We start from the raw sequence: 21,775 nt of genomic DNA, 5'->3' as shown, positions 1-21,775 counted from the left end.
TATCAATCCCTCAGGCCGTGGCCGGTGAGCGCCAGGAATACGTCCTCCAGGCTGCCGTGCAGAGGCGCATCGGGGGGCTCCGGGGCGTGCTGCAGAATCAGCTTTCTGGGGGTGTCCTCGGCGACCACCTTGCCGTGGTCCATGATGGCAATCCGTTCACACAAAGACTCCGCTTCCTCCATGTTATGGGTGGTGAGCACAATCGTCATGCCGGTCTGATTCAGTTCCTGCACCAGAGTCCACAGATTACGCTTGGCCTGGGGGTCCAGCCCGGTAGTGGGTTCGTCCAGAAATAACACTTTGGGGTCGTTGACCAGGGCACAGGCGATGGAAAAACGCTGTTTCTGGCCGCCGGACAGGTTGGCAGGTTTCGCCTCTGCCTTTTCTGTGAGGTGCACCCGGCCAAGCAGTTCCAGTGGGTCGATTACATTGCCATACAGGGCGCCGAACAGGGTTATCAGTTCTTTGATCGAAAGATTGTCGAAGTACTCATTGGCCTGCAACTGGACGCCGATTATCTTTTTTACTTCGAATGGCCTGGTGTTTACGCAGATGCCGTCGATGAACGCCTCGCCCTCATCAATGTCTGTGAGACCCTCGAGCATTTCCAGAGTGGTGGTTTTGCCGGCACCGTTGGGGCCAAGAATGCCGTAGATCTCGCCGGCCTCGATGGACAGGGAAATGTTGTCGACAGCCTTGAAGAACTCGGACTTGTTCTCGGGCCTGGGATAGCGCTTGACCAGGTTCCGGATTTCTATGATTGCCATGCCGGCACCTTCTGTATCGCTCGTGTCCGTCTGACCGATTCGGCCTCAGCAGTCGCGGTAACACGAAACGAATCTGGTTGGATCGAACTGACGGCTGCCCGGCGGTTGCATAATTTCTGAAACGTGCAACGTCGCTGGTGTGATTGCGCCATTGGAACGGTCGTTAGACCCAATCATTGCATGAATTGGGTTGACAGAAGATCTGACGGCCGCTCCGTGATGGTGCGGCCGTATGATAACCCTGACGTCACCGGCTTAATAGTAGTAATAGTCCCGCTCGACCCGCTTCAGGGGGGCCAGGAAGAAGTAGAAAATCCAGGCGAACCAGGAAAGGAAGATGATGGCGAGAATCCAGCAGAACTTTTCGCCCCGTGAGGTCCGGTCGGATGCCGCAATTATCAGGATGGGAAGCAACCAGATCAGGAACACGCCGGCGCTGCACAGCAGCACAAAGCCCACGGTCAGGACCGGCAGCAGAATAGCCGCTACGATCAGCAGGGCGAACATCCAGAACATAAAACTTAACACTCTCATAGTGGTCTCCCGGGCCCCTGTGGGTCGATTTTAGAGCGGGGCATTGCGCAAAAGTCGCATTTTTCGGTTGTTAACAGCCACATCAGCGGCCTTCAAGATGCTAATTTTCTACTCGTTTCCCTGAAGAGGTAGCTATTTTCATGCCAAGATATAAACTCTTTAAAAACAAGTAATTAAGGAGTAAATGAGGAGAATGTGAACGTCTCAGCGGCACAATCTGGCCAATTTTTGGCGAATTACACCAGCAGGATCGGAAAATCGACGGGCGACAGGCCGGAGCTCGCCCGCTTGCCATCGGCTCTGCAACTTGCCATGCTCGGCCTCCTAACAACAATTAACAGCAACAAATAAAAACAACAACCAAGGAGTTTCCGTCATGGGCAGATTTGTCCCTTTTTCTTCTATTTCCTTCAGATCCAGGGTCTCCCTGTCCAGTGCCCTGACGATGCTTTTCCTGCTGGCCACAGGCCCTGCTCAGGGCCAGGGTTACCCGAATCCCTACGCCACCCTCGACAGCTGGCTGAAGTTGCCGGCTGGCCGAACCATGGGCGCGGTAGGCGATCTTGATGTGGACCCGGACGGTCAGCACATCTGGGCCATTGTACGCTGCGATGCCACTGCCCCGGATCGGTTTGGGGACGAGTGTCTGGATTCCGATCTGGATTCCATTCTCAAGATCGATAGCGAAGGGAATATCGTGACGAGCTTCGGTGGCGGCCTGTTCATCTGGCCCCACGGTATCGATGTGGATTCCGAAGGCAATGTCTGGGTTACGGATGCGGTAGCCGACGGGCGGATACCGGACGGCGATCGGCGTGGTCACCAGGTAGTCAAGTTCAGTCCCGAAGGCGAGGTTTTGATGGTGTTGGGGACACCTGGCACCCAGGGCGGTGGTCCTGATCACTTTACTTCACCGGCAGACGTGGTGGTAGGTAACAATGGCGACGTTTTCGTCGCCGATGGCCATTACGAAAACGGTAACAGCCGGGTGGTGAAATTCGATCGCAACGGAAACTTTGTGAAAGCCTGGGGCCGCACGGGATATGCGCCCGGCGAGTTTCGTGTCCTGCACACCATCGCTATCGATCAGCGCGGCCGGTTATTTGTAGGAGACCGTTCCAATAACCGCATTCAGCTGTTTGACCAGGATGGCAATTATCTGGCCATGTGGACTCAGTACGGTCGACCCAGCGGCATTTTCTTCGATACCCACGACAATATTTACGTGGCCGATTCCGAGTCGGATAACGTCCAGAATCCGGGCTGGGAGATGGGAATTCGTATAGGCGACGCCAACGAGGGCTGGGTAGACTTTTTCGTGCAATTACCCTACGGCGATGAGCGCAGCACTATCGGTAATGGCGCCGAGTTCGTGGCGGTGGATGCCGACGGCAATATGTACGGCGGCGAACCGGCACCGCGGAAGTTACAGAAGTATGTGCGCGTCAGGCGCTGATCTGACGGACTCGAATACGATCTGACTCAAACTCAGGTTGAATTTATTACCGCAACAGTTGCGTGCCGTATGCACGGCTGGTAAAAACTGATTAAGTAGAGCCCTGCTGCAGGGGGTTTTCCCAGTGCCGGGCTCAGTTGCACTGAAGATTTTTCGGAACGGGAAATGAGTGACGATTCTGGATTCGAACGCTGGGGCTGGAAGAATGAGTCCAGCTGGCTGGGTATCGCGACACTGTCAGGCCTTTCCATGGCTTTGTTGTTCGGCTATTTCGATCGGTTTCCCGGGGCAAGCCCGGTGGTTGTGGCACTGATCTGCTGTGCAGGGTTCTACATTCTCAGTATTCTCCTCAGGCTGCAGAATCACCGCGGCGAGTTCTGGCTCGGGAAAACTGTCATCAGCGAGGGCCGGTTGAAAGTGATTTTCCCGCTCTTGGGGTTCGCCTTCGGGCTGGCGCTGCTGGTGCTCTGAACTCAGCGTGCGTTTCCCGTGGACTGCTCCCGTTTAACAGCGCTTTGAAAAGGGGCTCTCTGCGCATTAAGGTCGGCAGCAGTGTGCTGACGGGGGCAGTCTCTCCTGTCGCGGTTCGCAGCCTGCCGGGGGAATGGGTCAGAGGTATCTGCTTTCAATCCAGCCGCCTGAACTTTAAAAAACCAGCGTGAATGGTGGATACAAATGCTCCAGCAGATTGAAATTCAACCCTACGAACCTGCCTACCTGGATGCTATCGTGTCGCTGTCTCTCAAAGCCTGGGAGCCGGTTTTTGCATCGGTGGAATCGAGTTTTGCACCGGAGCTGTTTAACTATTTCTATCCCGACTGGCGCGCCCACCAGCAGAAAGATGTCGAAAAAGCCTGCAATTCTGACGCCATGCACGTGGGGGTTGCCTGCATCGGGGACAGCGTTGCGGGATTCGTGGCGTTCCGCCTGGGCGAACAGGACAGGACCGGAGAGATTTACATGATCGCTGTCGACCCGGCGCATCAGCGGAAAGGTATCAGTGGTAAACTTACCGACTATGCCACCCAGGCGATGCGGGCGGCTGGCATGGAGATCTGCATGCTGAGTACCGGCGCCGATCCTGGCCATGAGCCGGCGCGCAGGAGTTACGAGAAGTCCGGTTTCAAGCCGTGGCATTCGGTTATTTATTTCAAGCAGCTGTGAGGCCGGTCCGGGGCGGTTGCGGCGCGAGCGGGAAGTGAATACCCAGAGAAGAACAGAATTGTTAGGCAGGGAAGTAATAAAAAGGAAAGTAACAAAAAAGAAAAGTGAGAACACAGTTAGTTGGAAAACAGTAAGTGAGAAAACAGTAAGTGAGAGAACAGAGAACAGAGCAATGATGTCACCCATTTTCAGAAACAGTATAGCCGTGGTGGCGGGCCTGCTGGTTGGCAGCGTGGTGAATATGGCACTGGTGACCATTGGTCCGATGCTGGTGCCACCGCCACCGGGTGTCGACATGACGGACATGGATTCGCTCGCCCGGTCCATGGATCTGTTCGGGCCGCAACATTTCCTGTTTCCTTTCCTGGCTCACGCGCTGGGCACGCTGGCCGGGTCCACCCTGGCCTATTTCATGGCGGCGCGCAATCCGCGCCTGCTGGCCCTGGGCATTGGCGCCTTCTTCCTGCTGGGCGGGATCAGTGCCGCCAGGATGATTCCTGCACCGACCTGGTTTGTAGCAATGGATCTGGCCCTGGCCTACCTGCCGATGGCGGGGCTGGGAATCTGGCTGGGCCGCCGGCTTCGGGAACGGAAAAAGACTGACGATTGAGAAGCCCCTTGTTGCTTACCACAACGCTCCCGCCGGTCGGGTGTTGTGGCAGGCAGGCAGAGGTTTCTCAGGCTGGATGGAAGTAAGAGGTAATCAGATTAACAGCGATGGCACGTAGAAACAGTACCGTTTTAAATATCCTGTTGCCGGTGGCAGTTTTCCTGTTGAGTCTCAGTGCTTACGAATATTACACCAAGGGCGCGGTAACCTGGCATCGGGATCCCATGGCCACGGTGCGGCGTCTGTCGTTGCGAGCCCAGTCCCTGCTGCAGGAGCAGACGGATGCGCCGTTTGTGGTGGAGCGCAGCGAACCGGCGGCGCGAACCCTGGAGGCGCCGAAAGGGGTTGGCCTCAGGCAGGAGTTCATCGATCCGGGTGAGCCCCGTTTCGAACTGGTCGGGCGGGTATCACGGGTTGTGGATGGCGACAGTATCGAGGTAAGAGTGGCTGGCAGCGAATTTCCGGTCCGTCTGTTCGGCATCGATTCGCCGGAGTTTAATCAGCCCCACGGCGAGACCGCCTTGCGGGCCCTGAACCGAAAACTGGATGGGCGCACTGTCGCGGTCAGCATCGAAGACATCGACAACTACGGTCGCCTGGTGGGCACCGTTTATCACCGGGGCCACAACATCAATCTGGAGATGGTGGCTGAAGGACACGCCTGGTGGTACGAGCGGTATGCCAGGTCTGAGGATGAGCTGAAGGATGCCGAACGGCTCGCGCAGGAGGCAGGGCTCGGGTTGTGGAACGACTCGCAACCGGTTGCACCCTGGGAGTGGCGTCAGGCCAGATGACCCTGGGGGCCGGTAATCGCCTCGATACGAGGTAACTTCACAGCGTACCAGCCCCCTCCAGGAAGGCCACCACGGACTCGTATCGACGCGCCCTGGCAAAGTCCAGGGCAGACTGCCCTTCGGCGTCCTGCAGGTTGATAGCAACGCCGGCCTGAACTGCAATGCGGGCGGCTTCCAGTATGCGTGCCTCCTGATCCCTTCCCAGCTGTCCGGCGCGCCGCTCCGGCGTGCCCCAGCTTAGCCGCAGGCGTCGGTTACCCATGCCTACTGCGGCCATGAGAACAGAGATTTCCCCTTCCTCGGCCATGAAGAAATTGCCCATGCGCTGGGCCGGATAACTGACCCGGTTGATTGCGTGGGGGTTCGCCCCCGCCTGCAACAGGGCCTGCATGATGGCCGGTTCGCCGAAGCGTGCCGCAAGCCACAGGGGGGTGGCGCCGATCAACGAGTCATGAAAGTGGTAATCGGAGGACTGTCGGCGTGCCCGGGTCGGTTTTTCCAGTACCGGGTCCGGGCTGGCGCCGTGGGCAAGCAGCGCCTGTACCGCCTCGAGGTTGCCGCGCAACACGGCGGTGTGCAGCGCTGTATAGCCACCGGGTGCGTCATCGACCCGGGCGCCGGCGTCCACCAGGTAGCCTACAACGCTGGCATTGCCGCCGTGTACCGCCATGATGGCTGGCGTGATGCCCGCCGCTGAGGGGCCGTTGACATCGCTGCCGGCGCTGACCAGCGCCTGGACCGAAGCCGGGTCTCCCGCCGCGGCGGCAAACAGCAGGGCGTTATAGCCGCCTTCCTCCATCCATTGTTTGTAGGCCGGGTGACTGTCCTGTTCCTTTTCGGTTTTCACGTACTCGTTGCGCACTTCGGTGCGGGCATTAAAATCCGCGCCGGCGGCCAGCAGGGCGGCCACGATTTCTCCATGGCCCTGGCCGGCAGCCCACATCAGGGCGGTCTGGTGCCTGCTGACGCTTACATCAGGATCGGCTCCGGCCTCTAACAGCAGCTTTACTACCTGGGTGTTCCCGGTCAGTGCGGCGGTAGCGAGCGGTGTCTCGCCCGCTGTCAGGGCCAGCGACGGATCGGCCCCCGCTTGCAGTAACAGCCCGGTCATGGCGACACTGCTGTTTTCCGCCGCCAGCCACAGGGGGGTTACGCCCAGATCGGTGACGGCATTGACGTGGGCGCCGGCAGCGAGCAGCCGGCGGGCAGCGTCGGCATCATCGTAGTAGCTGGCCCAGTGCAGGGCCGTGCTGCCGTCACCATAGGCCCCATTGACGTCAGCGCCTTCGGTCATTAATTGCCCGACCCTGTCCCACGCTCCCTCTTGAGCAGCCTGCAACAATGGAGCCATCGGTTGCCCCAGGGCCGAGCTGCACCAGGCGCAGAAAGCAGCCACAGTCAGCAGGCGCCCGATGGGTAGTAACTTGAGTGTGCGGCTGAAAAGCGAGTACATAGCCAGTACCGGTCAGATGGACAGTGGGCCCGTGCTGCCACCGATGTGGTCAACCGGGCTGTCAAATTTGGCTGCCAGGCTGACCAGCAGGTCGGCCATGGTGGGCTGATTATCGAATTTCACGTGCCGGCCGCCGTTCAGCCAGCCAGCACCGCCGCCGGCCAGCAGCACCGGCAGGTTGTCTCCGGAATGGATAGTGCTGTTGGAAATGCCGCTGCCATAGAGAATGGTCATATTGTCGAGCAGATTGCCGTCACCTTCCGGTATGGCAGCCAGCTTGGCCAGGTAATTGGCAAACAGCTGGACATGGTAGGTGTTTATTTTCGACATTCTGGCAACCAGTTCCGCATTGTTGTTGTGATGGGACAGCGGGTGGTGGGCATCGGGGACGCCGATCTGTGGATAGGGTCGGGCGCTTTGTTCTTTGCTCATCATGAAAGTGATGACCCGGGTGAGGTCAGTCTGCAGGGCCAGTACCTGCAGGTCCTGCATGATTTCCAGGTGTTCCTCGAAAACTGCCGGGACTCCCGCGGGCTGTGCGAGCGCTGGCAGTTCCAGGTCTATCTGCTGTTCTGCTTTCTGGATGCGCCGTTCCACATCGCGGATGGACTCCGTATAACCCTGCACCAGGTGGCGATCGGAGGCGCCGAGCTGGCGCTCCAACCCCTGCAGTTTGTCCAGTACCGCGTCCAGGATGCTGGATTGCTGGGCCAGTCGTGTCTGGCGGATATCCCGCGAAGTGCTGCCACTGTCACCGAACAGGCGTTCAAAAACAGCCCGGGGGTTGTGCTCCATGGGCAGCGGGTCGGTGGGGCCACGCCAGCTCAGGGTGTGGGTGTAGACACAGCTCAGGTTGACGGTGCAGGCTCCGGCCAGAGCCGGGGCATCCATGGAGAGCTCGAGGGATGACAGCTGGGTCTGCTGGCCCAGTTTTCTGGCCAGCAGCTGGTCCAGGGAGATGTCGGCCCGGATGTCCACTTCGTTTCTGCCGCCACGGGTGACGCCGGTTAAAAAGGAACCGCCGGCACCAGCGTGGGCGATGTTCCAGTTGGCCTTAAGCCCTGAAAGGACCAGCAGCCGGTCTCGAAACGATGCCAGTGGCGTTAGAATGGGCGTCAGCTCGAAATTTGCGCCGGTGGTTGTCGGCGACCAGTACTCCATGGCCATACCGTTGGGCACATAGAAGGTCTGAAACCGATGTACCGGTTTGTCAGCAGCCCCCTGGGCAAGGGCCGGTGTCATGGCATCCAGTAACGGCAGCGCCAGCGCGGCACCGGCACCCCGCAGTACGGCGCGCCGGGACAGGGCCTTGCCGGTTATCAGGTTTACGGTTCGGGTTTTCATTGTTGGTTCCTCGCTATACCGTTGCTGGCGGCGGCATCGCCCGCGGCCCGGCTCATTAAAAACGGTTCGCTGGTGACGATGGCACGGACCAGTGCCGACCAGCGGTAATCCTGTGCGGCGATATCCCTGACGATGCGTCTTACCACCGGTTGATCGTAATACTCGACCCGGCGGCCCAGGGCATAGGTCATCAGCTTTTCGGTCACAGTATGGGCGAATTGATCCGGTCGGCCCGCCATCCAGTCGCGCAGATCCGCGAAGCCTTCAAATTCCACGCCACCCGGATAGTTGCCTGCGGGGTCTACCGGGTTGCCCACTTCGTCAAATTCGCGCCAGGCGCCGATCACATCGAAGTTTTCCAGGGCAAAGCCAAGGGGGTCGATGACCGTGTGGCAGGTTGAGCAGATAGGGTCTTCCCGGTGTCGCGCCAGGCGCTCGCGGATGGATGTGGGAATCTGACCGGCTTCCGCATCCGGCAGAATCGGCACATTCGGTGGCGGTGGCGGCGGTGGCGTGCCCAGCAGATTGTCCAGCAGCCATTTGCCCCGCAATACAGGGGAGGTGCGCCCCGGGTACGAGGTGACCGTGAGCAGGGCGCCGTGAGCCAGCAGGCCCCCGCGCTGCCAAGCATCCGGCAGCTGTACCCGGCGGAAGCGGCTGCCGTACAGGCCGTCAACGCCGTAGTGGCGGGCCAGGCGCTCATTCAGAAAGCTGTAATCTGCCTCCAGTAATGCCATGAGGCTGGTATCCTCCTCCAGGGAGGAGGCAAGAAACAGCTCTGTTTCCTGCCGAAACCCTTCGATCAGGCTGAGGTCGTAGTCGGGAAACAGCACGGTATTCACCTGTACCTCGTCCAGTCGACGCAGGTTCAGCCACTGGGCGGCAAAGTCTTTCACCAGCGTATCGGTGGCCCGTGGATCGGCAAGCAGGCGCTGAACCTGAGCTTCCAGCACTGCCCGGTCAGAAAGCCGGCCCTGCTCAGCCAGCTGCAGCAGAGTCTCGTCCGGCCCGCTGCTCCACAGGAAGAACGCCAGCCGGGAGGCCAGTTCCAGATCACTGATCGGATAAGCGTCGCCGGGCTGCAGGGAAGCCGGCTCCCGGTAGCTGCGAATCAGGAAGTCGGGGTCGCTGAGCAGAAATTCCAGGGCATATTGGATGCCGTGGTCAAAGCTGCCCCCCTGTTCCCTGCCGTCCCGGAAAAAATCCAGCAACAGGCTTAAATCTTTTTCGTCCACCGGTCGGCGATAGGCCTGCCTGGCCAGTCTGGCGAGAATGTCGGAGGCGCAGGCCGGTTCATCTTCGACCCGGCCCGGGTAGCAGGAGAATATCTGCTGCCGGCTGGGGGAATCGGTGCTGTTACCGGCCATTTCGAATGGCCCGCCAATTTCCAGCAGCTGCACCTTCTGATAGGCCAGGTAAGCCTCGTCGTTGGCGAACAGCCTGCCGCCCTGCACCGGCTGGGGAACACCTTCCGGTTCCAGATGCTGGCGAACGAAGGAGACCGTAACAAGGTGAGGGCCTGCCTCTATGCGGGTGTTGATTTCCAGGTGCTGGTCGGCCTCCACCAGCATGTACTGTTCCCAGTCGATGCTGCCCGGCTCACCGGTTCCACTGAAGCTGAGCGGTGCGGGTGTGCCAGGCGCCTCGCCACCGATAGTGAAGCGCTGCAGCAGGCGACCGTCCAGCCTGACCTCCAGTTGCTGTGGCCAGCCCAGGCCCTTGATGTAGTCCTGGTAATTTCGCTCCAGTCGTACCCGCAGGCTGTACTCGCCATCTACAGGAAAGTGATGGGTGACCCCGATACCACCGCGGGAACCAAAAGGCATGGAATTATCCTGCCGCCAGTCCTGGGACATGAACAGTGGCACCTCGTAAGTAGCCAGGCTGGGCCCGAGAGGCGGAAGTCCGGTCGCCAGGCGGGTAACCTGCCGAGCCACCGACATATACCGTTCCATGTGGGCTGTAGAGAAGGGCAGCGATGCGGCCATGTTGTCGAAGCTGCCGTCGGCAGTGGGGTCACCCGGCAGGAGCGACATCACGTCGACGTCAAGACCCAGCAGGCGGTTGACGGTCTGGTTGTACTCGTAGCGGTTCATGCGGTGTAGCGGCGTGATCCTGCCCGGGTTGGGATTGGCCGCCCAGGCCCTGTCCAGTTCGGTTTCCAACCATTCGGTCATTTTCTCGTAGGTTTCAAATTCAGGCCTGGGCATGCCGGAAGGGGGCATCATGTGAGCGCGCAGTTTTTTGACGACTTTCTCCAGCGCCTCGGCGTGCCTTGCCACATCGTCGAAATCCAGCCCCTGGAGGGAAAAATCAGCGGTTGCCAGTGTATCGTTATGGCAGGAAAGGCAGTAGGAGTTCACCACCTGCTGCATCTGGTCCGCATCAAAGTCCGCCTCGGCGGCGGACAGGTTGGCGGTGGGCCCAAGCAGTGCAATGATGCAGGGGAATAAGCGCTTTAACAGCCGTGGTTTCAGCAATGGCCCCTGGGCCAGGTTGAGAGCCCGGTTCATGGCCGTCTGGCCTGTAAGGTGCGGGCAGGAGGCCGGGGGGTGGCGACAGAAGTCATGGGTCACTTCCTGATTTATAGTTATTATTTTTGCCTTGAGTTACAGGCCCCCTGAAACCAACAATCAGAGGTTCCCTGATTTATGCAACGATTGGGCTAATAGTACTCCTTTTAGCGCTGGAAATACTACTCGGTCAAACTTCGTCTACAGAATGATACGGATAAACTGAATCCACATCACCAGCAACACCAGGTTGCTGCTGGCAAAGAAAGCCAGCCTGTGCAGGACCTTGTTATAAGAAAGATGCACGACACTGTGCCCAAGCCGCAGAGCGAAATAAAGCCAGGCCAGGTTGACAAAAAATGGCGTGACGTTGCCGGTGATAAACAGAATCACACAAAGTACATAGAACAATACCGGAATTTCCAGCAGGTTCATCATGTTGCGGTTAGGCAGGCTGACGTCGCCGGGCACTCGTTTCGACTCGCCATAGGCGAAGTCATCGGCTGTCACTTTCTTGTTGAGGCTGGCCATAATCCGTTTGTAGGGTATGAGCAGCAGAACCGCAAAGGTCAGTATTACCAGCGCGCTTACCGGTACAAAAATGCTGGTAGGTTCCATAGAGCATCCTCTCAAAGTGTAAGGCAGGGCTGGCGATGGTTTACTTTACCAACCGATCGGGCAAATAGTATTTCTAAATCATTTTAAAAATGGGCAGATCAGGGAACCGCCGTTTAATCGCCACAATACCCGTAGAAATTAATCAGGGGTTCCCCGGTTAATCCAGCGTTGGTAAATCAATTACGCCCGTTTTTTAATCCGGCAGTGCGAAGGCGACCAGTTCAGCGCTATACCGACTGTCTCCTATGGCAACAACCACGTACTGTTTTCCGTTATGCAGGTAGCTGATCGGCGCACCGGTGGTGCCGGCTTCCAATTCCACTTCCCAGAATATGCCACCTGACGCTTTATCATAGGCACGGAACATCGGGCCGCCACTGTTGGTGGCAATCTCGATTGGCATGTCCGGCGGAATCCGGGAGTCACGGTTGAGGTTGGTCCGTCCTTCGCCGACAAACAGCAGGGTTCTGGTCAACAGTGGCGATGGCCGACCCGGCACGCCCAGTTTGCCCAGCTTCAGGTGCGCCAGGTCAGGATGATTGCGCGGGCCGTCGCCGTTGGGAACCATCCAGACATGTTCGCCGGTATTCATATTGATAGCGGTGATACGACCGTAGGGAGGTTTGAACAGGGGTAAACCGCGGGGCCCTCCAATCCAGCGTCGGGTGCCTTTCACAAAACGCAGGTTGGTGGACTCGGGATCGCCCGGCAACAGATCGGCAACGAATGGTGCGGTGATCGAGGGTATGTACAGGTAGCCGGTTTCCGGATCAAAGGAGGCGCCCTGGATATCGGCACCGCCCTGGGAGCCGGGCAGCTGGATGGTGCCCTGGGTGTCTCCAGGGTTGTCGCCACGAATCGAGGGTGGTGTGAACAGCGGGCCGGTCACGTAATTGCTGGCGATTGCCAGTGCCTCCGCCCGCAGTTCGGGGGTAAAGTCGATCAGGTTGTCGACGGTAGCACCCTGGCGCTCAAAGGGAGCGGGCAGGCTCGGGAAAGGCTGCGTAGGAGACGCCACTTCACCGGGGACGTCCGATTGCGGAACCGGTCGCTCCTCGATCTCCCAGACCGGTTCTCCGGTGCGCCGATCGAAGGTGAAGACGAAGCCCTGTTTGGTGATCTGGGCAACGGCCGGAATGCTGCGCCCGGCAACGGTGATATCCATCAGAATCGGCGCAGCCGGCAGGTCGTAATCCCACAGGCCGTGGTGAACGATCTGATAGTGCCAGACCCGCTCTCCGGTCGCCGCGTTTACGGCAACCAGGGTCTGGGTGAACAGGTTGTCACCGATACGGTGGCCGCCGTACATGTCGTTGGTGCCGGAACTGATGGGCATGTAAACCAGCCCCAGTTGCTGGTCGGCGCTGAACAGTGACCAGACCGGGGCATGGCCGGTATAGGACCAGGCGCGGTCCTGCCAGCTGGCGGTGCCGATGTCTCCATCCTGGGGGATTACGTGGTAGATCCAGCGTAATTCTCCACTGCGCACGTCATAGGCGCGCACGTCGCCGCGCAGGGCCTCTTTGTTGGAGAAGGCGTCAGACATCGCCTGGCCGATGACCACCACGTCGCCGATTACAACCGGGACGCCGCCCCAGCGGTACCGCTCCGCTTCGGGCTCATCCACCTGCAGATTGACCCGGCCTCCGTCGCCGAAGCCGCTGATCGGCTCGCCGGTTTCAGCGTTCAGGGCGTACAGGTGGGTGTTGCGCTGGGAAAGAATGCGCCGGTCATTACCGTCCTGCCAGTAAGCCACGCCCCGGGGCGCGGTGCCAGGCAGGTCTTCGGCGCCGCCGAACGGTGCCTGTACCCAGACAGTCTCCCCGGTGCCGGGGTTGAAGGCTTCAACCAGGCCCACGCTGTTGGGTATGAAAGCCACGCCATCGACCACGATGGGCGCGGCCACGTAATTCGGTGTGACCCGCTGTTGGGGATTCAGTGAGTAGAAATACTGGTCCAGCGCCGGGCGTCGCCACACCACCCGCAGGTCATTGACGTTGCTGGCGTCGATCTGATCCAGCGGGGTGTACTTGATATTACCGGTGTCTGCCCCGTAGGCCTGCCAGCCCCCATCCTGAGCGCCGGTCTGGGCGACGGCCCCGGTCTGGGTGAGATTGATCAGTATCACCAGGGTGATAAATCGATGGAACTTCAACATGCTGGCGTCCTCCCGCACAATTATTATTGGGTCCCTCGGATTAATTACAGCAAGACGTTGAGGTAATTATTCAGAGGGTTCCTTGTTTTGACTCGCCGGGCATCGATTATTTAGCATCTGGGGGCTAAGTTAAAGCCCTGTTTCAGCTGGTATGCCGGTGCTGGACAAGCGCTGCATCCGTCTATATGTTGAACCGCACTGCAAATCTTCTCATTTCCACCTGCACCTTGAGGGAGCCTGATGACGCTTACCCGACGCGTATACGCCAGCAACGGTGATTTTCGCCTGGCGGTGATCGGTGATCTTCATACCCACTGGGATCACATGGATCTGCGGCAGTTTGCCCAGTCGGATTACGACCTGCTGTTCTTCACCGGCGATCTGGGGGGCGGGAGCCGGGACAGTACCCTCCGGGTGGCCAGGGGAATCGGTCAGCTGGAAAAGCCGGCACTGGTCATGCCGGGTAACAACGATACCTGGGATATCAATGAGCTGGCTGCCGAACTGGCCCATCAGAACGGCCTCAATCGGCTGCTGTCCATTACCAGCGCCACAGAGGAACAGTTTGCCCCCGTCGAGCTGTGTGGCTATACCCGCCATGGAATCGATGCTGGCGGCTTCGATGTTGCATTGATCGCGGCCAGGCCACACAGCATGGGCGGACCGAGCCTGTCGTTTCCGGAATACATGGCCGATACCTACGCGGTCGAAACCCTGGATCATTCCATAGAGCGCTTGATTGAACTGGTGCGGGGCGCCGACTCGGAAAACCTCATTTTTGTCGCCCACAACGGGCCGCTGGGCATGGGTGAACAGCCCCATGATATGTGGGGCTGTGATTTCAAGGACGACGGTGGCGACTGGGGGGATCCGGATCTCACGGCGGCTATAGAATTCGCGCGGCAATCGGGCCGCTGGGTGATGGCGGTGATTGGCGGGCATATGCACCTGCGCACCAAACACGGCACCGAGCGGCCCTGGCTGGCGGAGCAGGACGGGACCGTGTATGTCAACGCAGCGAGGGTGCCGAGAATCTATTCCGGCAGCGACGATGTTTACCGGCATCACGTGTCCATCACCATCTCCGCCGACGGCATCAAGGCTGAAGAGAGGCATCTGCCGCAGTACGGTTAACAGCGGCCTGTCACAGCTGTTGCAAGATTTCGTTGCAGCGTTTGTGGGAAATGCCGTACCACTCGGCTATAGACTCCAGCAGCGAACCTTCCTGCAGGGCCAGCTGCTCATCGGCCATGGCGACGGCCGCCGCCAGAGTGAAGGCGATCTCCCGATCCTGTCGATCTGCACTGATTTTCGCGCCGATCATCTGCAGCCGGGCTTCGACCCCATGGCGCTCCACCTCCCCGGCGCTGGCCGCGAGAATGGAGTCCAGCGCTGACTGTTGCAGCAGGCCATGGGTAAGCAGGGAAATTGCGCCCATGATGGCCTGTTTTTCAGCACGCTCCACCTGCCCGTCGGCAATCATCACCAGGTACATGGTTTCCACGAACGGGGCGGCGCGTTCCATCGATGCCTGCAATCGATCACTGGCCGATTCGGCGTCACCGGGTGAGGAAGTGGATTCCGCGCGACTTCCTGCGAGCAGGGCGTCGCGGAGTCTGCGAATGGTCTCGGTATCAAAGTTCAGGCTCATAGGGGCATTATTGGTGATACGGTCACCGGTTGAAAGTCGGAATTGCCGTTGCAAGCTATTGAGTATGTGATTAGTCTGCCTGTGAATCCATTTTCGACCGGTTAAATAAGCATGCTGATAGATCTGTACACCTGGAGCACACCCAACGGACGGAAGGTTTCCATCATGCTGGAGGAAACCGGGTTGCCCTATAAAGTGATTCCCGTTGACATCAACCGCGGGGAGCAGCACGAGGATGACTTCGCCAGGATCGCACCCAACCACAAAATTCCCGCCATTGTGGATCACCAGGAGGGAATCAGCCTGATGGAGTCAGGGGCGATTCTCATGTACTTGGCCAACAAGACCGGACAGCTGATGAGCCCGGGCGGCACCCGCTATTGGGAGGAACTGCAGTGGCTGATGTTTCAGATGGGGCAGGCGGGGCCGATGCTGGGGCAGACTCACCATTTCGTGAAGTTCAACCCTGGTAAGTCCGCCTATGCGGAGGAGCGCTACCGCAACGAGACGCGGCGGGTGTATCAGACCCTCGACCACCGGCTGGCCGGTCGGGACTTCCTGGCAGGTGATTATTCAATAGCGGACATTGCCACCTGGCCCTGGATCTCCCGCTTCGAGTGGCAGCAGATGAACCTGCATGAATACCCCAACCTGCTGCGCTGGTATCTGCGGATTGCCGAACGCCCCGCTGTGCAGCGTGGCTATGGGGTTCCGGAAGCGCTGTCGGTGCCTGTCCCCTGAGCCACGGGCTACTCACCCGGAGGTTCGGGGAAGGCGCGACAGTCTGCGCGGTCCGGGGACAAAGTCGCTTTACAAGCATTGGGGGACGACTATAATCTGCCGCCTACGGGGTGTAGCTCAGTCTGGTAGAGCACTGTCTTCGGGAGGCAGGGGCCGTGAGTTCAAATCTCGCCACCCCGACCAATAAAATCAAGCACTTAGCAATTCCCTCCTCCCATCAAATTCCTGATAATCTCTTTTTACTCTCTCCGATTTTGGTGAAAAATGAATCAGATATACAAAATCACGTACCACACGGGGAAAATCTATATTGGCAAGGATAGTGTCGGAAGCCATCGGTGCTTTGGCTCGCCAAGTATGGATTTGATCAACGCTGATTTTGAGAATTTACCGCCTGAGACTAGGCGTGATTATTCAATACGGAAGGAAATACTCTGGGAGTCTGAGGACTGCTCTGAAAGTGAATTGTCCCAGATGGAGGTAAAGTTTATCCGTGAGCACCAGTCCAACAATCCTGAGATAGGGTATATCCGTTTGCCTGTGTTTAATGAGAAAGAGTGATATCGCTTTCTACTTCGTTGCCCCAGGCATCCCACCTCTCATGTTGAATTGCATTCAAAATAAACCCACCTTTGATTGTTTTTGTATTGAATAGTTGACCCACCAGGCATCAGTAATTTCAAGTGACTCAGATGGACTAAAAGGGTCAAATTTAGTTGCAATTGAGTCAAAATTCGCTACATTTCAACAGACCATGCAATCAGTGACATCGCCGAACGGTTGCGAAGCATCATCACCAGCAGTGGCCCAATTTCTGTAGTCCCCTATTCTTTTGCTGGCACCATGGGCCTGGCCCAAGGCGAATCCATGGCTGGGCGGTTCTTTAACCGCTTGGGCGCCTCCCCTGGACCGCACCATCTGCGCCACCGCCGGCCTTGTCTACACCCTCGGCGCCAAGGTGGGAATGCAGGTGCAGTTCTATGCCGAGTCCAAGGTCATTCTGCTGTGGGGCAGCAATTCCATCGCCAGTAACCTGCATTTCTCGCGCTATGCACAGCAGGCCAAACGCAACACAGATTCGCTCTCTGGCACGGGACTACGGTTTCACTGCCAATCAGGGCGACCCCGTGGCTATTCGTTTGAACTGCGGCATGCAAAGAGTCGGTGGCAGCGGCAACGCGACGCGACTGGTGGCCTGCCTGCACTGACTGGTGCCTGGCGTCAGCGTGCCGGCGGCCTATTATTGTCTAGTTCCGGAACCTTCCCGGTGCGCAGCGCCGCACTGGAAATGCCTGAATTACGTAGCGGCTACACCCCCCGCACAATCGGCGATGATCTATTGCGTCCTGCCAGCCCGGGATTCAGCCCCGTGATCCAGGCACTTATGGTCTATAACAGCAATCCCGCGGTAGTCGCTCCGCAGTCCGGCAAATTGGTTGATGGTTTCACCCGCGACGACCTATTTACCGTGGTGCTGGAGCACTGGGATATCCATCGCGCCTATGGCCACACCGACACTCTGTTGAACCGCACGGCTATCGCGCCAATGGGCGAATGCAAGCCCAACACCCAGATCTTCCGGGAACTGGCCGCTGCAATGGGTTTTACTGAAACGTGCTTCAGTGACAGCGACGAGCGTCTAGCGCGTACCGCCTTCGGCGATCAGGTCAGTTTCGACACTCTGCTGGCAAAGGGCTACGCGGAGTTGCCAATTCCCGACGAACCGTTCACTGCAGGTTGCTTTCCCACTCCGTCAGGTAAGTGCGAATTCTTCAGTCAGCGCCTGGAAGACGAAGGCTGAGAATGGCTGCCTGATTACCTGACCAACTACGAGCCCCCGGGCAGCTCGACCAAGTATCCTCTGGATATGATCTCGCCACCGTCACGCAACTTCCTCAACTCAACCTTCGTTAATGTCATCAGCCTGCGAGACATCGAGCTGGAACCGCTGCTGGAGATGCACGCGCAGGATGCCGCTGCACGCGGGCTGACCCATGGCCAGCCGGTACGGGTGTTCAGTGACCGAGGCAACTGCCACTGCCGGCCTTAAATCTCCGCCCGCGCTCGTCCCGGCGTAGTGAATGGTCTCGGTATCTGGTGGCGTAAGATGAGCGCCGACGGACGCAACGTCAACTAACTCATCAGCCAACGCCATAGCGATCTGGGCCGAGCACCGACTTTCTATGACTTCCTGGTGGTCGTTGAAGCCAGCCACAAGAATTGAAAGAACCCCTACGCAGGCAACCGCGCGGATAAAGTGGTATCGCGAGAGTGTCGAGACAAACAGAACACCTCAACAATGCGCCTAATATAAATGAATAAGGGAATTAACCAGAGTTGCCTTAGTTGTTGAGATTCAGCAGAATAATGATCTGACCGATAATCAGGCAGGATAGAGGATCATCCTGACGGGCAAATGAGCCACTGATAAGCGATGTTAGGCGTGCAGTAGTTTTCAGTTCAGCCGCTGTAATAGGAGGACTCGATGTACTCCACCCGACTTCGTTTGCTACCATTAATTGAAAGGGACCGTTCGACTTGATGACAATTTTAACGAGCTAACCCGCTAGCCGGCTGTTTCCGGTGGCAACTGCTCTGGATCAATGGCGACCGGCCCGCTAATGCACAGGCGTAACTTTCCGAAACCACTAGTCATTTGAAGGACCAGATAATTTCTATTGCCATGAACGTATATCTCGGCGCCATTGATAACCAGAAAAATCCGACACTGTGGCGGCTCAAACTCTTCCTGGTGTTGTGGTTTCTTTACCTGACCGGTTTGATCCAGCCATTAAGGGCTGCCGAATTGAGTGCCGAGGAAATCATCAGACGACACGATAGCCTGTATCAGGGTGATACGGCCGTTATCGATTATCATCTGATCCTGATCGATCGACGCAATCGTCAACGGGATCGGGATTTGCGGATGTATTACAAGGAATACGGAGAGGATACCCGCACACTGTCCCGGTTCGACTCACCTGCCGATATTCGCGGCACCGCTTATCTGAATTACGACTGGCAGGATCCCGATGCCGACGATGATTCCTGGCTCTACCTGCCGTCTCTGCAAAGAGTCAAACGTATTGCTACCAGCGACACTTCCGATTCATTTCTTGGCAGTGACTTTACCTACGCCGACATAAACGGCGTGGAGATCGATTGGTATAACTACAGCTACTTCCGAGAAAGCGAAGTGGTAGATGGACAGGATTGTTGGGTCATTGATATTGTTCCCCGGCCCGAATTCAAGGATAAAGCTGAAAATGGCACTGGTTATTCACGCCTGCGCACCTGGATTCGCAAGGACAATTATATTCAACAGCGTGGCCAGGCCTGGGAATTGCAGGGCAATCGCGTCAAGTATTTCAATTCATCGGAAATCGAGCTGGTAGAGGGTATCTGGACCATAAAGCGCATGCAGGTCATTACAACGCGAAACAATCGTCAGGAGCATGCCAGTGTTCTTCAGATCGAAAATATAAGCTACAACGTGGATCTGGGCGACGAGATCTTCACTACTGAATACATGCAACGCAGTCTCGACTGAACGGCATGAGTCCGTGATCTATTCAAGCGCTCAGCCGTTGCAACGAGTTCTGGCTTTTTGTGCCCTGTTTATCCCTTTGCTGGCAATTCCTTCAATCGCAGTTGCTCAAGCAGATTTTTTCTCTGAATTGAATGTGGACATCAATGAATCTGATACCGGGGATTCTCCATTTTCGATTCTGGGCTGGGTAACACAGGAATTGTCCTACAGTTTCGAGCAATCAACACCACCTTTCAGCCGTACAGAGCGCCAGTTTTCTCAGGTCGAGACCAGTCTCTATACTCAGATCGATTGGCGATTGCAGGAATCCTTGAGCTTCCGGTTCAGCGGCAAAGTTTACCATGATGCAGTTTATGAAATTAAAGACGATACGCCATTTTCTTCCTCCGAGCGGGATCTACACCGAAACCGCACCGAGGTAAGAGACTTTTATCTGGAAAAAACGTTCGATAACGGGTTATTCCTGAAAGCTGGACATCAGGTTCAGGCTTGGGGCTTTGCCGAATACCTGCGCGTTACCGATCTAATCAATACGGAAGATCAATACACGTTCGGTCAACAGGATCTTGAAGATCTGCGACTTCAGGTCCCCGCGCTGCAACTGAGTTTTTCCTGGCGGGATTGGGTACTTGATGGGGTAGTTACGTATCACGCCGGTTTCAACGATCTGGCACCTGCCAGGGACGAATTCGACCAGTTTATTGGCCTTCGAAGAGACAATTGGCTGATCGACCGGCGCGACCCGGAAAACGATTCAGAGATATTTGTCCGCGCATCCAATCACTATGCTGATGGTGACATACAAATCGTCGCTGGCGAGTTTAATAACAATCAGTTGAGTTTTGACAGGATCAGCATTCCGGAATCGGGTAATCCGGTCTTTCATTTTTCCCAGGAGCGCTTGCAGGCACTTGGTATGGCAGTAAACCACGTGGCTGGCTCATGGCTGGTGTTTGGTGAGCTTGGACTACACCGCAACAGTCCGGTAATGCCGTTGGAGTCACAGAACTTCATCCGTTTCGATGGCTGGCAGGAACGAAGTCGAGTCCTCACTGCGGTGGGCATTGAGTATAGCGGGTTTCCTGACACGCTGTTGAGCCTCGAAGTAGATAACATTCACACCAGGGGTGAAGTCAGCACACTGGGAATCGAGCGCAATCTCACCAGTTTCGGGACACGTCTGTATTGGACCGGGTGGAATGAGCGGGTGCAATTGGTTTCAGTCTGGAACAAACTGGCTGACGATCAAGGTTATCTGGGCCGGTTGTCATTTGATTATGATTGGTCCGACAACTGGAAATTCGGCCTGCTTTGGGTAGACTACAGTGCCAAACGTGAATCCATTTACTCTGCCTTTCGCAACAATGACATGCTGCAGTTAAATGCCCGCTTCAGCTTTCAAAAATAGTGAAAAAATGCACGACGCCCCATGGGGGATAACATCTTCAAGGCGTGCTCCAAATCCGATATGGAACAATATTAAGGAGATATTCTCGTGATCTTGAAAGCAAGTACAATCAACCTGTTGTTCTATGCACTGTTGGGATTCGCCGGCGCTGCAAGGGCCGAACTTTTGCTCGTAATCAACGGCATCCATTTTGGCCCGGGTGATACGCTCGATGTTTCTATAGGGCTTGACAACACTGGAAGTCAGATAATCCCGGTAGACGTCTACTTCGCAGTGCTTTCCCCTGACGCGAATACAGTACTTTTTATTTCCGGAGATGCATCCACTCCAGTGATTACACTAGGACAGATAGCAGATCCGTCAACGTGGATGCCCTTGGCGCAAGATGTAGTTCTAAAAGATATAGGCGACACTGGCCCGATCCCCTACCTGAGTGTGACCTTGCCAGAGGAGTTGCTGATCGGCGACTATCAAATAGCCTTTGCAACGACTCGTTCAGGTACATTTGAAGTCGTTGAGGCAGAGGTTGTTTTGCTACGAATGCTGGAGAACAGTATCAAGTCGAATCTTGGAAATTTTGTAGGGAGCTGGAAGAATATAACTTTCGATTCCAATGGTGCAGCGCGATTCAGGTTTCGCGAAGTATCACCGGGCATGCTTGAATACACCATTGACCTGGACGGATTTGTAGACGGAGATCAGGATCCGTTTCCTATCGTTCGGGAAATACCGTTAGCGGATTTTACCGGAAGGATAGACTTTGAGACGAATGATCCCTTATTCCTTGGCCCGGTAACCAACGTGCTTACACCAAAGGGAGACTACACTTACACTATCGCAAACGTGGGGATTGAGGACTTGGGTGCGTTTACCGCAACGGGAAGTATCGGTAGATTTTGGCTTGACCTTGATTTTCAAGTTGATTCCACGTTCGGCATAATTGTTGGCACTGTTCTAGCGACCCGACGAGCCGAATAGCCGAATAGCTTTTCAGTATGCGGGCATCAGACGTCG

At 56.9% G+C, this 21,775-nt stretch carries 18 protein-coding genes, 1 tRNA gene and 1 pseudogene; 12 read left to right on the top strand and 8 right to left on the bottom strand.

Going from position 1 to position 21,775, the window contains the following annotated elements; translation table 11 throughout:
* Positions 1–2 precede the first annotated feature (2 nt).
* A complete protein-coding gene (locus R3F50_05460) occupies positions 3–767 on the bottom strand; it encodes an ABC transporter ATP-binding protein (protein MEZ5489749.1) in 765 nt (254 codons plus the stop codon).
* A 255-nt stretch (positions 768–1,022) separates the two neighbouring features.
* On the bottom strand, positions 1,023–1,301 hold the full coding sequence (locus R3F50_05455) for a hypothetical protein (protein MEZ5489748.1): 279 nt from the start codon (positions 1,299–1,301) through the stop codon (positions 1,023–1,025).
* 376 nt (positions 1,302–1,677) lie between these two features.
* Between R3F50_05455 and R3F50_05450 the strand changes: the two genes are divergently transcribed.
* From R3F50_05450 to R3F50_05430, 5 genes are all read left to right on the top strand, one after another.
* The gene (locus R3F50_05450; GenBank protein ID MEZ5489747.1) at positions 1,678–2,757 is read left to right on the top strand and encodes a peptidyl-alpha-hydroxyglycine alpha-amidating lyase family protein; all 1,080 of its coding nucleotides are present in this window, start codon (positions 1,678–1,680) and stop codon (positions 2,755–2,757) included.
* A gap of 165 nt (positions 2,758–2,922) precedes the next feature.
* Positions 2,923–3,228 (top strand): hypothetical protein, encoded by a 306-nt coding sequence (locus tag R3F50_05445; GenBank protein MEZ5489746.1) that lies wholly within the window; start codon positions 2,923–2,925, stop codon positions 3,226–3,228.
* A gap of 204 nt (positions 3,229–3,432) precedes the next feature.
* The gene (locus R3F50_05440) at positions 3,433–3,921 is read left to right on the top strand and encodes a GNAT family N-acetyltransferase (GenBank protein MEZ5489745.1); all 489 of its coding nucleotides are present in this window, start codon (positions 3,433–3,435) and stop codon (positions 3,919–3,921) included.
* 172 nt (positions 3,922–4,093) lie between these two features.
* Positions 4,094–4,531: a hypothetical protein gene (locus tag R3F50_05435; protein ID MEZ5489744.1), complete on the top strand. Its 438-nt coding sequence runs from the start codon at positions 4,094–4,096 to the stop codon at positions 4,529–4,531.
* Between the two features lie 107 nt (positions 4,532–4,638).
* Complete coding sequence (locus R3F50_05430) at positions 4,639–5,325, top strand: thermonuclease family protein (protein ID MEZ5489743.1); 687 nt, start codon at positions 4,639–4,641, stop codon at positions 5,323–5,325.
* A 37-nt stretch (positions 5,326–5,362) separates the two neighbouring features.
* On the opposite strand, the gene R3F50_05425 is transcribed toward R3F50_05430, so the two are convergent.
* The 5 genes from R3F50_05425 to R3F50_05405 form a co-directional block, all read right to left on the bottom strand.
* Positions 5,363–6,778 (bottom strand): ankyrin repeat domain-containing protein, encoded by a 1,416-nt coding sequence (locus R3F50_05425; protein ID MEZ5489742.1) that lies wholly within the window; start codon positions 6,776–6,778, stop codon positions 5,363–5,365.
* A gap of 12 nt (positions 6,779–6,790) precedes the next feature.
* Entirely contained in the window at positions 6,791–8,122 is a 1,332-nt protein-coding gene (locus R3F50_05420; GenBank protein MEZ5489741.1) for a DUF1552 domain-containing protein, read from the bottom strand.
* The gene (locus R3F50_05415) at positions 8,119–10,635 is read right to left on the bottom strand and encodes a DUF1592 domain-containing protein (protein MEZ5489740.1); all 2,517 of its coding nucleotides are present in this window, start codon (positions 10,633–10,635) and stop codon (positions 8,119–8,121) included. The genes R3F50_05420 and R3F50_05415 overlap by 4 nt, the downstream gene beginning before the upstream one ends.
* Positions 10,636–10,836: 201 nt before the next feature.
* Complete coding sequence (locus R3F50_05410; protein ID MEZ5489739.1) at positions 10,837–11,253, bottom strand: MAPEG family protein; 417 nt, start codon at positions 11,251–11,253, stop codon at positions 10,837–10,839.
* A 193-nt stretch (positions 11,254–11,446) separates the two neighbouring features.
* Positions 11,447–13,411 carry a PQQ-binding-like beta-propeller repeat protein gene (locus R3F50_05405; GenBank protein ID MEZ5489738.1) on the bottom strand — a complete coding sequence of 655 codons (1,965 nt, stop codon included), beginning with the start codon at positions 13,409–13,411 and terminating at the stop codon, positions 11,447–11,449.
* Between the two features lie 240 nt (positions 13,412–13,651).
* On the opposite strand from R3F50_05405, the gene R3F50_05400 reads away from it, so the two are divergent.
* Positions 13,652–14,545 carry a metallophosphoesterase gene (locus R3F50_05400; GenBank protein ID MEZ5489737.1) on the top strand — a complete coding sequence of 298 codons (894 nt, stop codon included), beginning with the start codon at positions 13,652–13,654 and terminating at the stop codon, positions 14,543–14,545.
* Between the two features lie 10 nt (positions 14,546–14,555).
* On the opposite strand, the gene R3F50_05395 is transcribed toward R3F50_05400, so the two are convergent.
* Positions 14,556–15,062, bottom strand: coding sequence for a TerB family tellurite resistance protein (locus R3F50_05395; GenBank protein ID MEZ5489736.1), 507 nt, complete (start codon positions 15,060–15,062; stop codon positions 14,556–14,558).
* Between the two features lie 114 nt (positions 15,063–15,176).
* Here R3F50_05395 and R3F50_05390 point away from each other — a divergent pair, with 114 nt between their 5' ends.
* From R3F50_05390 to R3F50_05365, 6 genes and pseudogenes are all read left to right on the top strand, one after another.
* Positions 15,177–15,803, top strand: coding sequence for a glutathione S-transferase N-terminal domain-containing protein (locus R3F50_05390; protein ID MEZ5489735.1), 627 nt, complete (start codon positions 15,177–15,179; stop codon positions 15,801–15,803).
* A 106-nt stretch (positions 15,804–15,909) separates the two neighbouring features.
* Positions 15,910–15,986 (top strand) — tRNA-Pro (locus R3F50_05385).
* Between the two features lie 567 nt (positions 15,987–16,553).
* Positions 16,554–18,027, top strand: a pseudogene (locus R3F50_05380) (molybdopterin dinucleotide binding domain-containing protein).
* Positions 18,028–18,486: 459 nt separating this feature from the next.
* Positions 18,487–19,353 carry an outer membrane lipoprotein-sorting protein gene (locus R3F50_05375; protein MEZ5489734.1) on the top strand — a complete coding sequence of 289 codons (867 nt, stop codon included), beginning with the start codon at positions 18,487–18,489 and terminating at the stop codon, positions 19,351–19,353.
* A gap of 13 nt (positions 19,354–19,366) precedes the next feature.
* Positions 19,367–20,761, top strand: coding sequence for a DUF1302 family protein (locus R3F50_05370; GenBank protein MEZ5489733.1), 1,395 nt, complete (start codon positions 19,367–19,369; stop codon positions 20,759–20,761).
* Between the two features lie 87 nt (positions 20,762–20,848).
* Positions 20,849–21,739, top strand: a complete 891-nt coding sequence (locus R3F50_05365) for a hypothetical protein (GenBank protein MEZ5489732.1) — start codon at positions 20,849–20,851, stop codon at positions 21,737–21,739.
* Positions 21,740–21,775: the final 36 nt, after the last annotated feature.

The sequence above is a fragment of the Gammaproteobacteria bacterium genome (assembly GCA_041395725.1).
Taxonomy (GTDB): domain Bacteria; phylum Pseudomonadota; class Gammaproteobacteria; order Pseudomonadales; family Pseudohongiellaceae; genus NORP240.
This window is presented reverse-complemented; position numbering and strand designations above follow the sequence as displayed.

Bases quoted from the DNA above. Each gene is read 5' to 3' on its own strand.
- R3F50_05460 (MEZ5489749.1), bottom strand. From the start codon at position 767: ATGGCAATCATAGAAATCCGGAACCTGGTCAAGCGCTATCCCAGGCCC.
- R3F50_05455 (MEZ5489748.1), bottom strand. From the start codon at position 1,301: ATGAGAGTGTTAAGTTTTATGTTCTGGATGTTCGCCCTGCTGATCGTA.
- R3F50_05450 (MEZ5489747.1), top strand. From the start codon at position 1,678: ATGGGCAGATTTGTCCCTTTTTCTTCTATTTCCTTCAGATCCAGGGTC.
- R3F50_05445 (MEZ5489746.1), top strand. From the start codon at position 2,923: ATGAGTGACGATTCTGGATTCGAACGCTGGGGCTGGAAGAATGAGTCC.
- R3F50_05440 (MEZ5489745.1), top strand. From the start codon at position 3,433: ATGCTCCAGCAGATTGAAATTCAACCCTACGAACCTGCCTACCTGGAT.
- R3F50_05435 (MEZ5489744.1), top strand. From the start codon at position 4,094: ATGATGTCACCCATTTTCAGAAACAGTATAGCCGTGGTGGCGGGCCTG.
- R3F50_05430 (MEZ5489743.1), top strand. From the start codon at position 4,639: ATGGCACGTAGAAACAGTACCGTTTTAAATATCCTGTTGCCGGTGGCA.
- R3F50_05425 (MEZ5489742.1), bottom strand. From the start codon at position 6,778: ATGTACTCGCTTTTCAGCCGCACACTCAAGTTACTACCCATCGGGCGC.
- R3F50_05420 (MEZ5489741.1), bottom strand. From the start codon at position 8,122: ATGAAAACCCGAACCGTAAACCTGATAACCGGCAAGGCCCTGTCCCGG.
- R3F50_05415 (MEZ5489740.1), bottom strand. From the start codon at position 10,635: ATGAACCGGGCTCTCAACCTGGCCCAGGGGCCATTGCTGAAACCACGG.
- R3F50_05410 (MEZ5489739.1), bottom strand. From the start codon at position 11,253: ATGGAACCTACCAGCATTTTTGTACCGGTAAGCGCGCTGGTAATACTG.
- R3F50_05405 (MEZ5489738.1), bottom strand. From the start codon at position 13,411: ATGTTGAAGTTCCATCGATTTATCACCCTGGTGATACTGATCAATCTC.
- R3F50_05400 (MEZ5489737.1), top strand. From the start codon at position 13,652: ATGACGCTTACCCGACGCGTATACGCCAGCAACGGTGATTTTCGCCTG.
- R3F50_05395 (MEZ5489736.1), bottom strand. From the start codon at position 15,062: ATGAGCCTGAACTTTGATACCGAGACCATTCGCAGACTCCGCGACGCC.
- R3F50_05375 (MEZ5489734.1), top strand. From the start codon at position 18,487: ATGAACGTATATCTCGGCGCCATTGATAACCAGAAAAATCCGACACTG.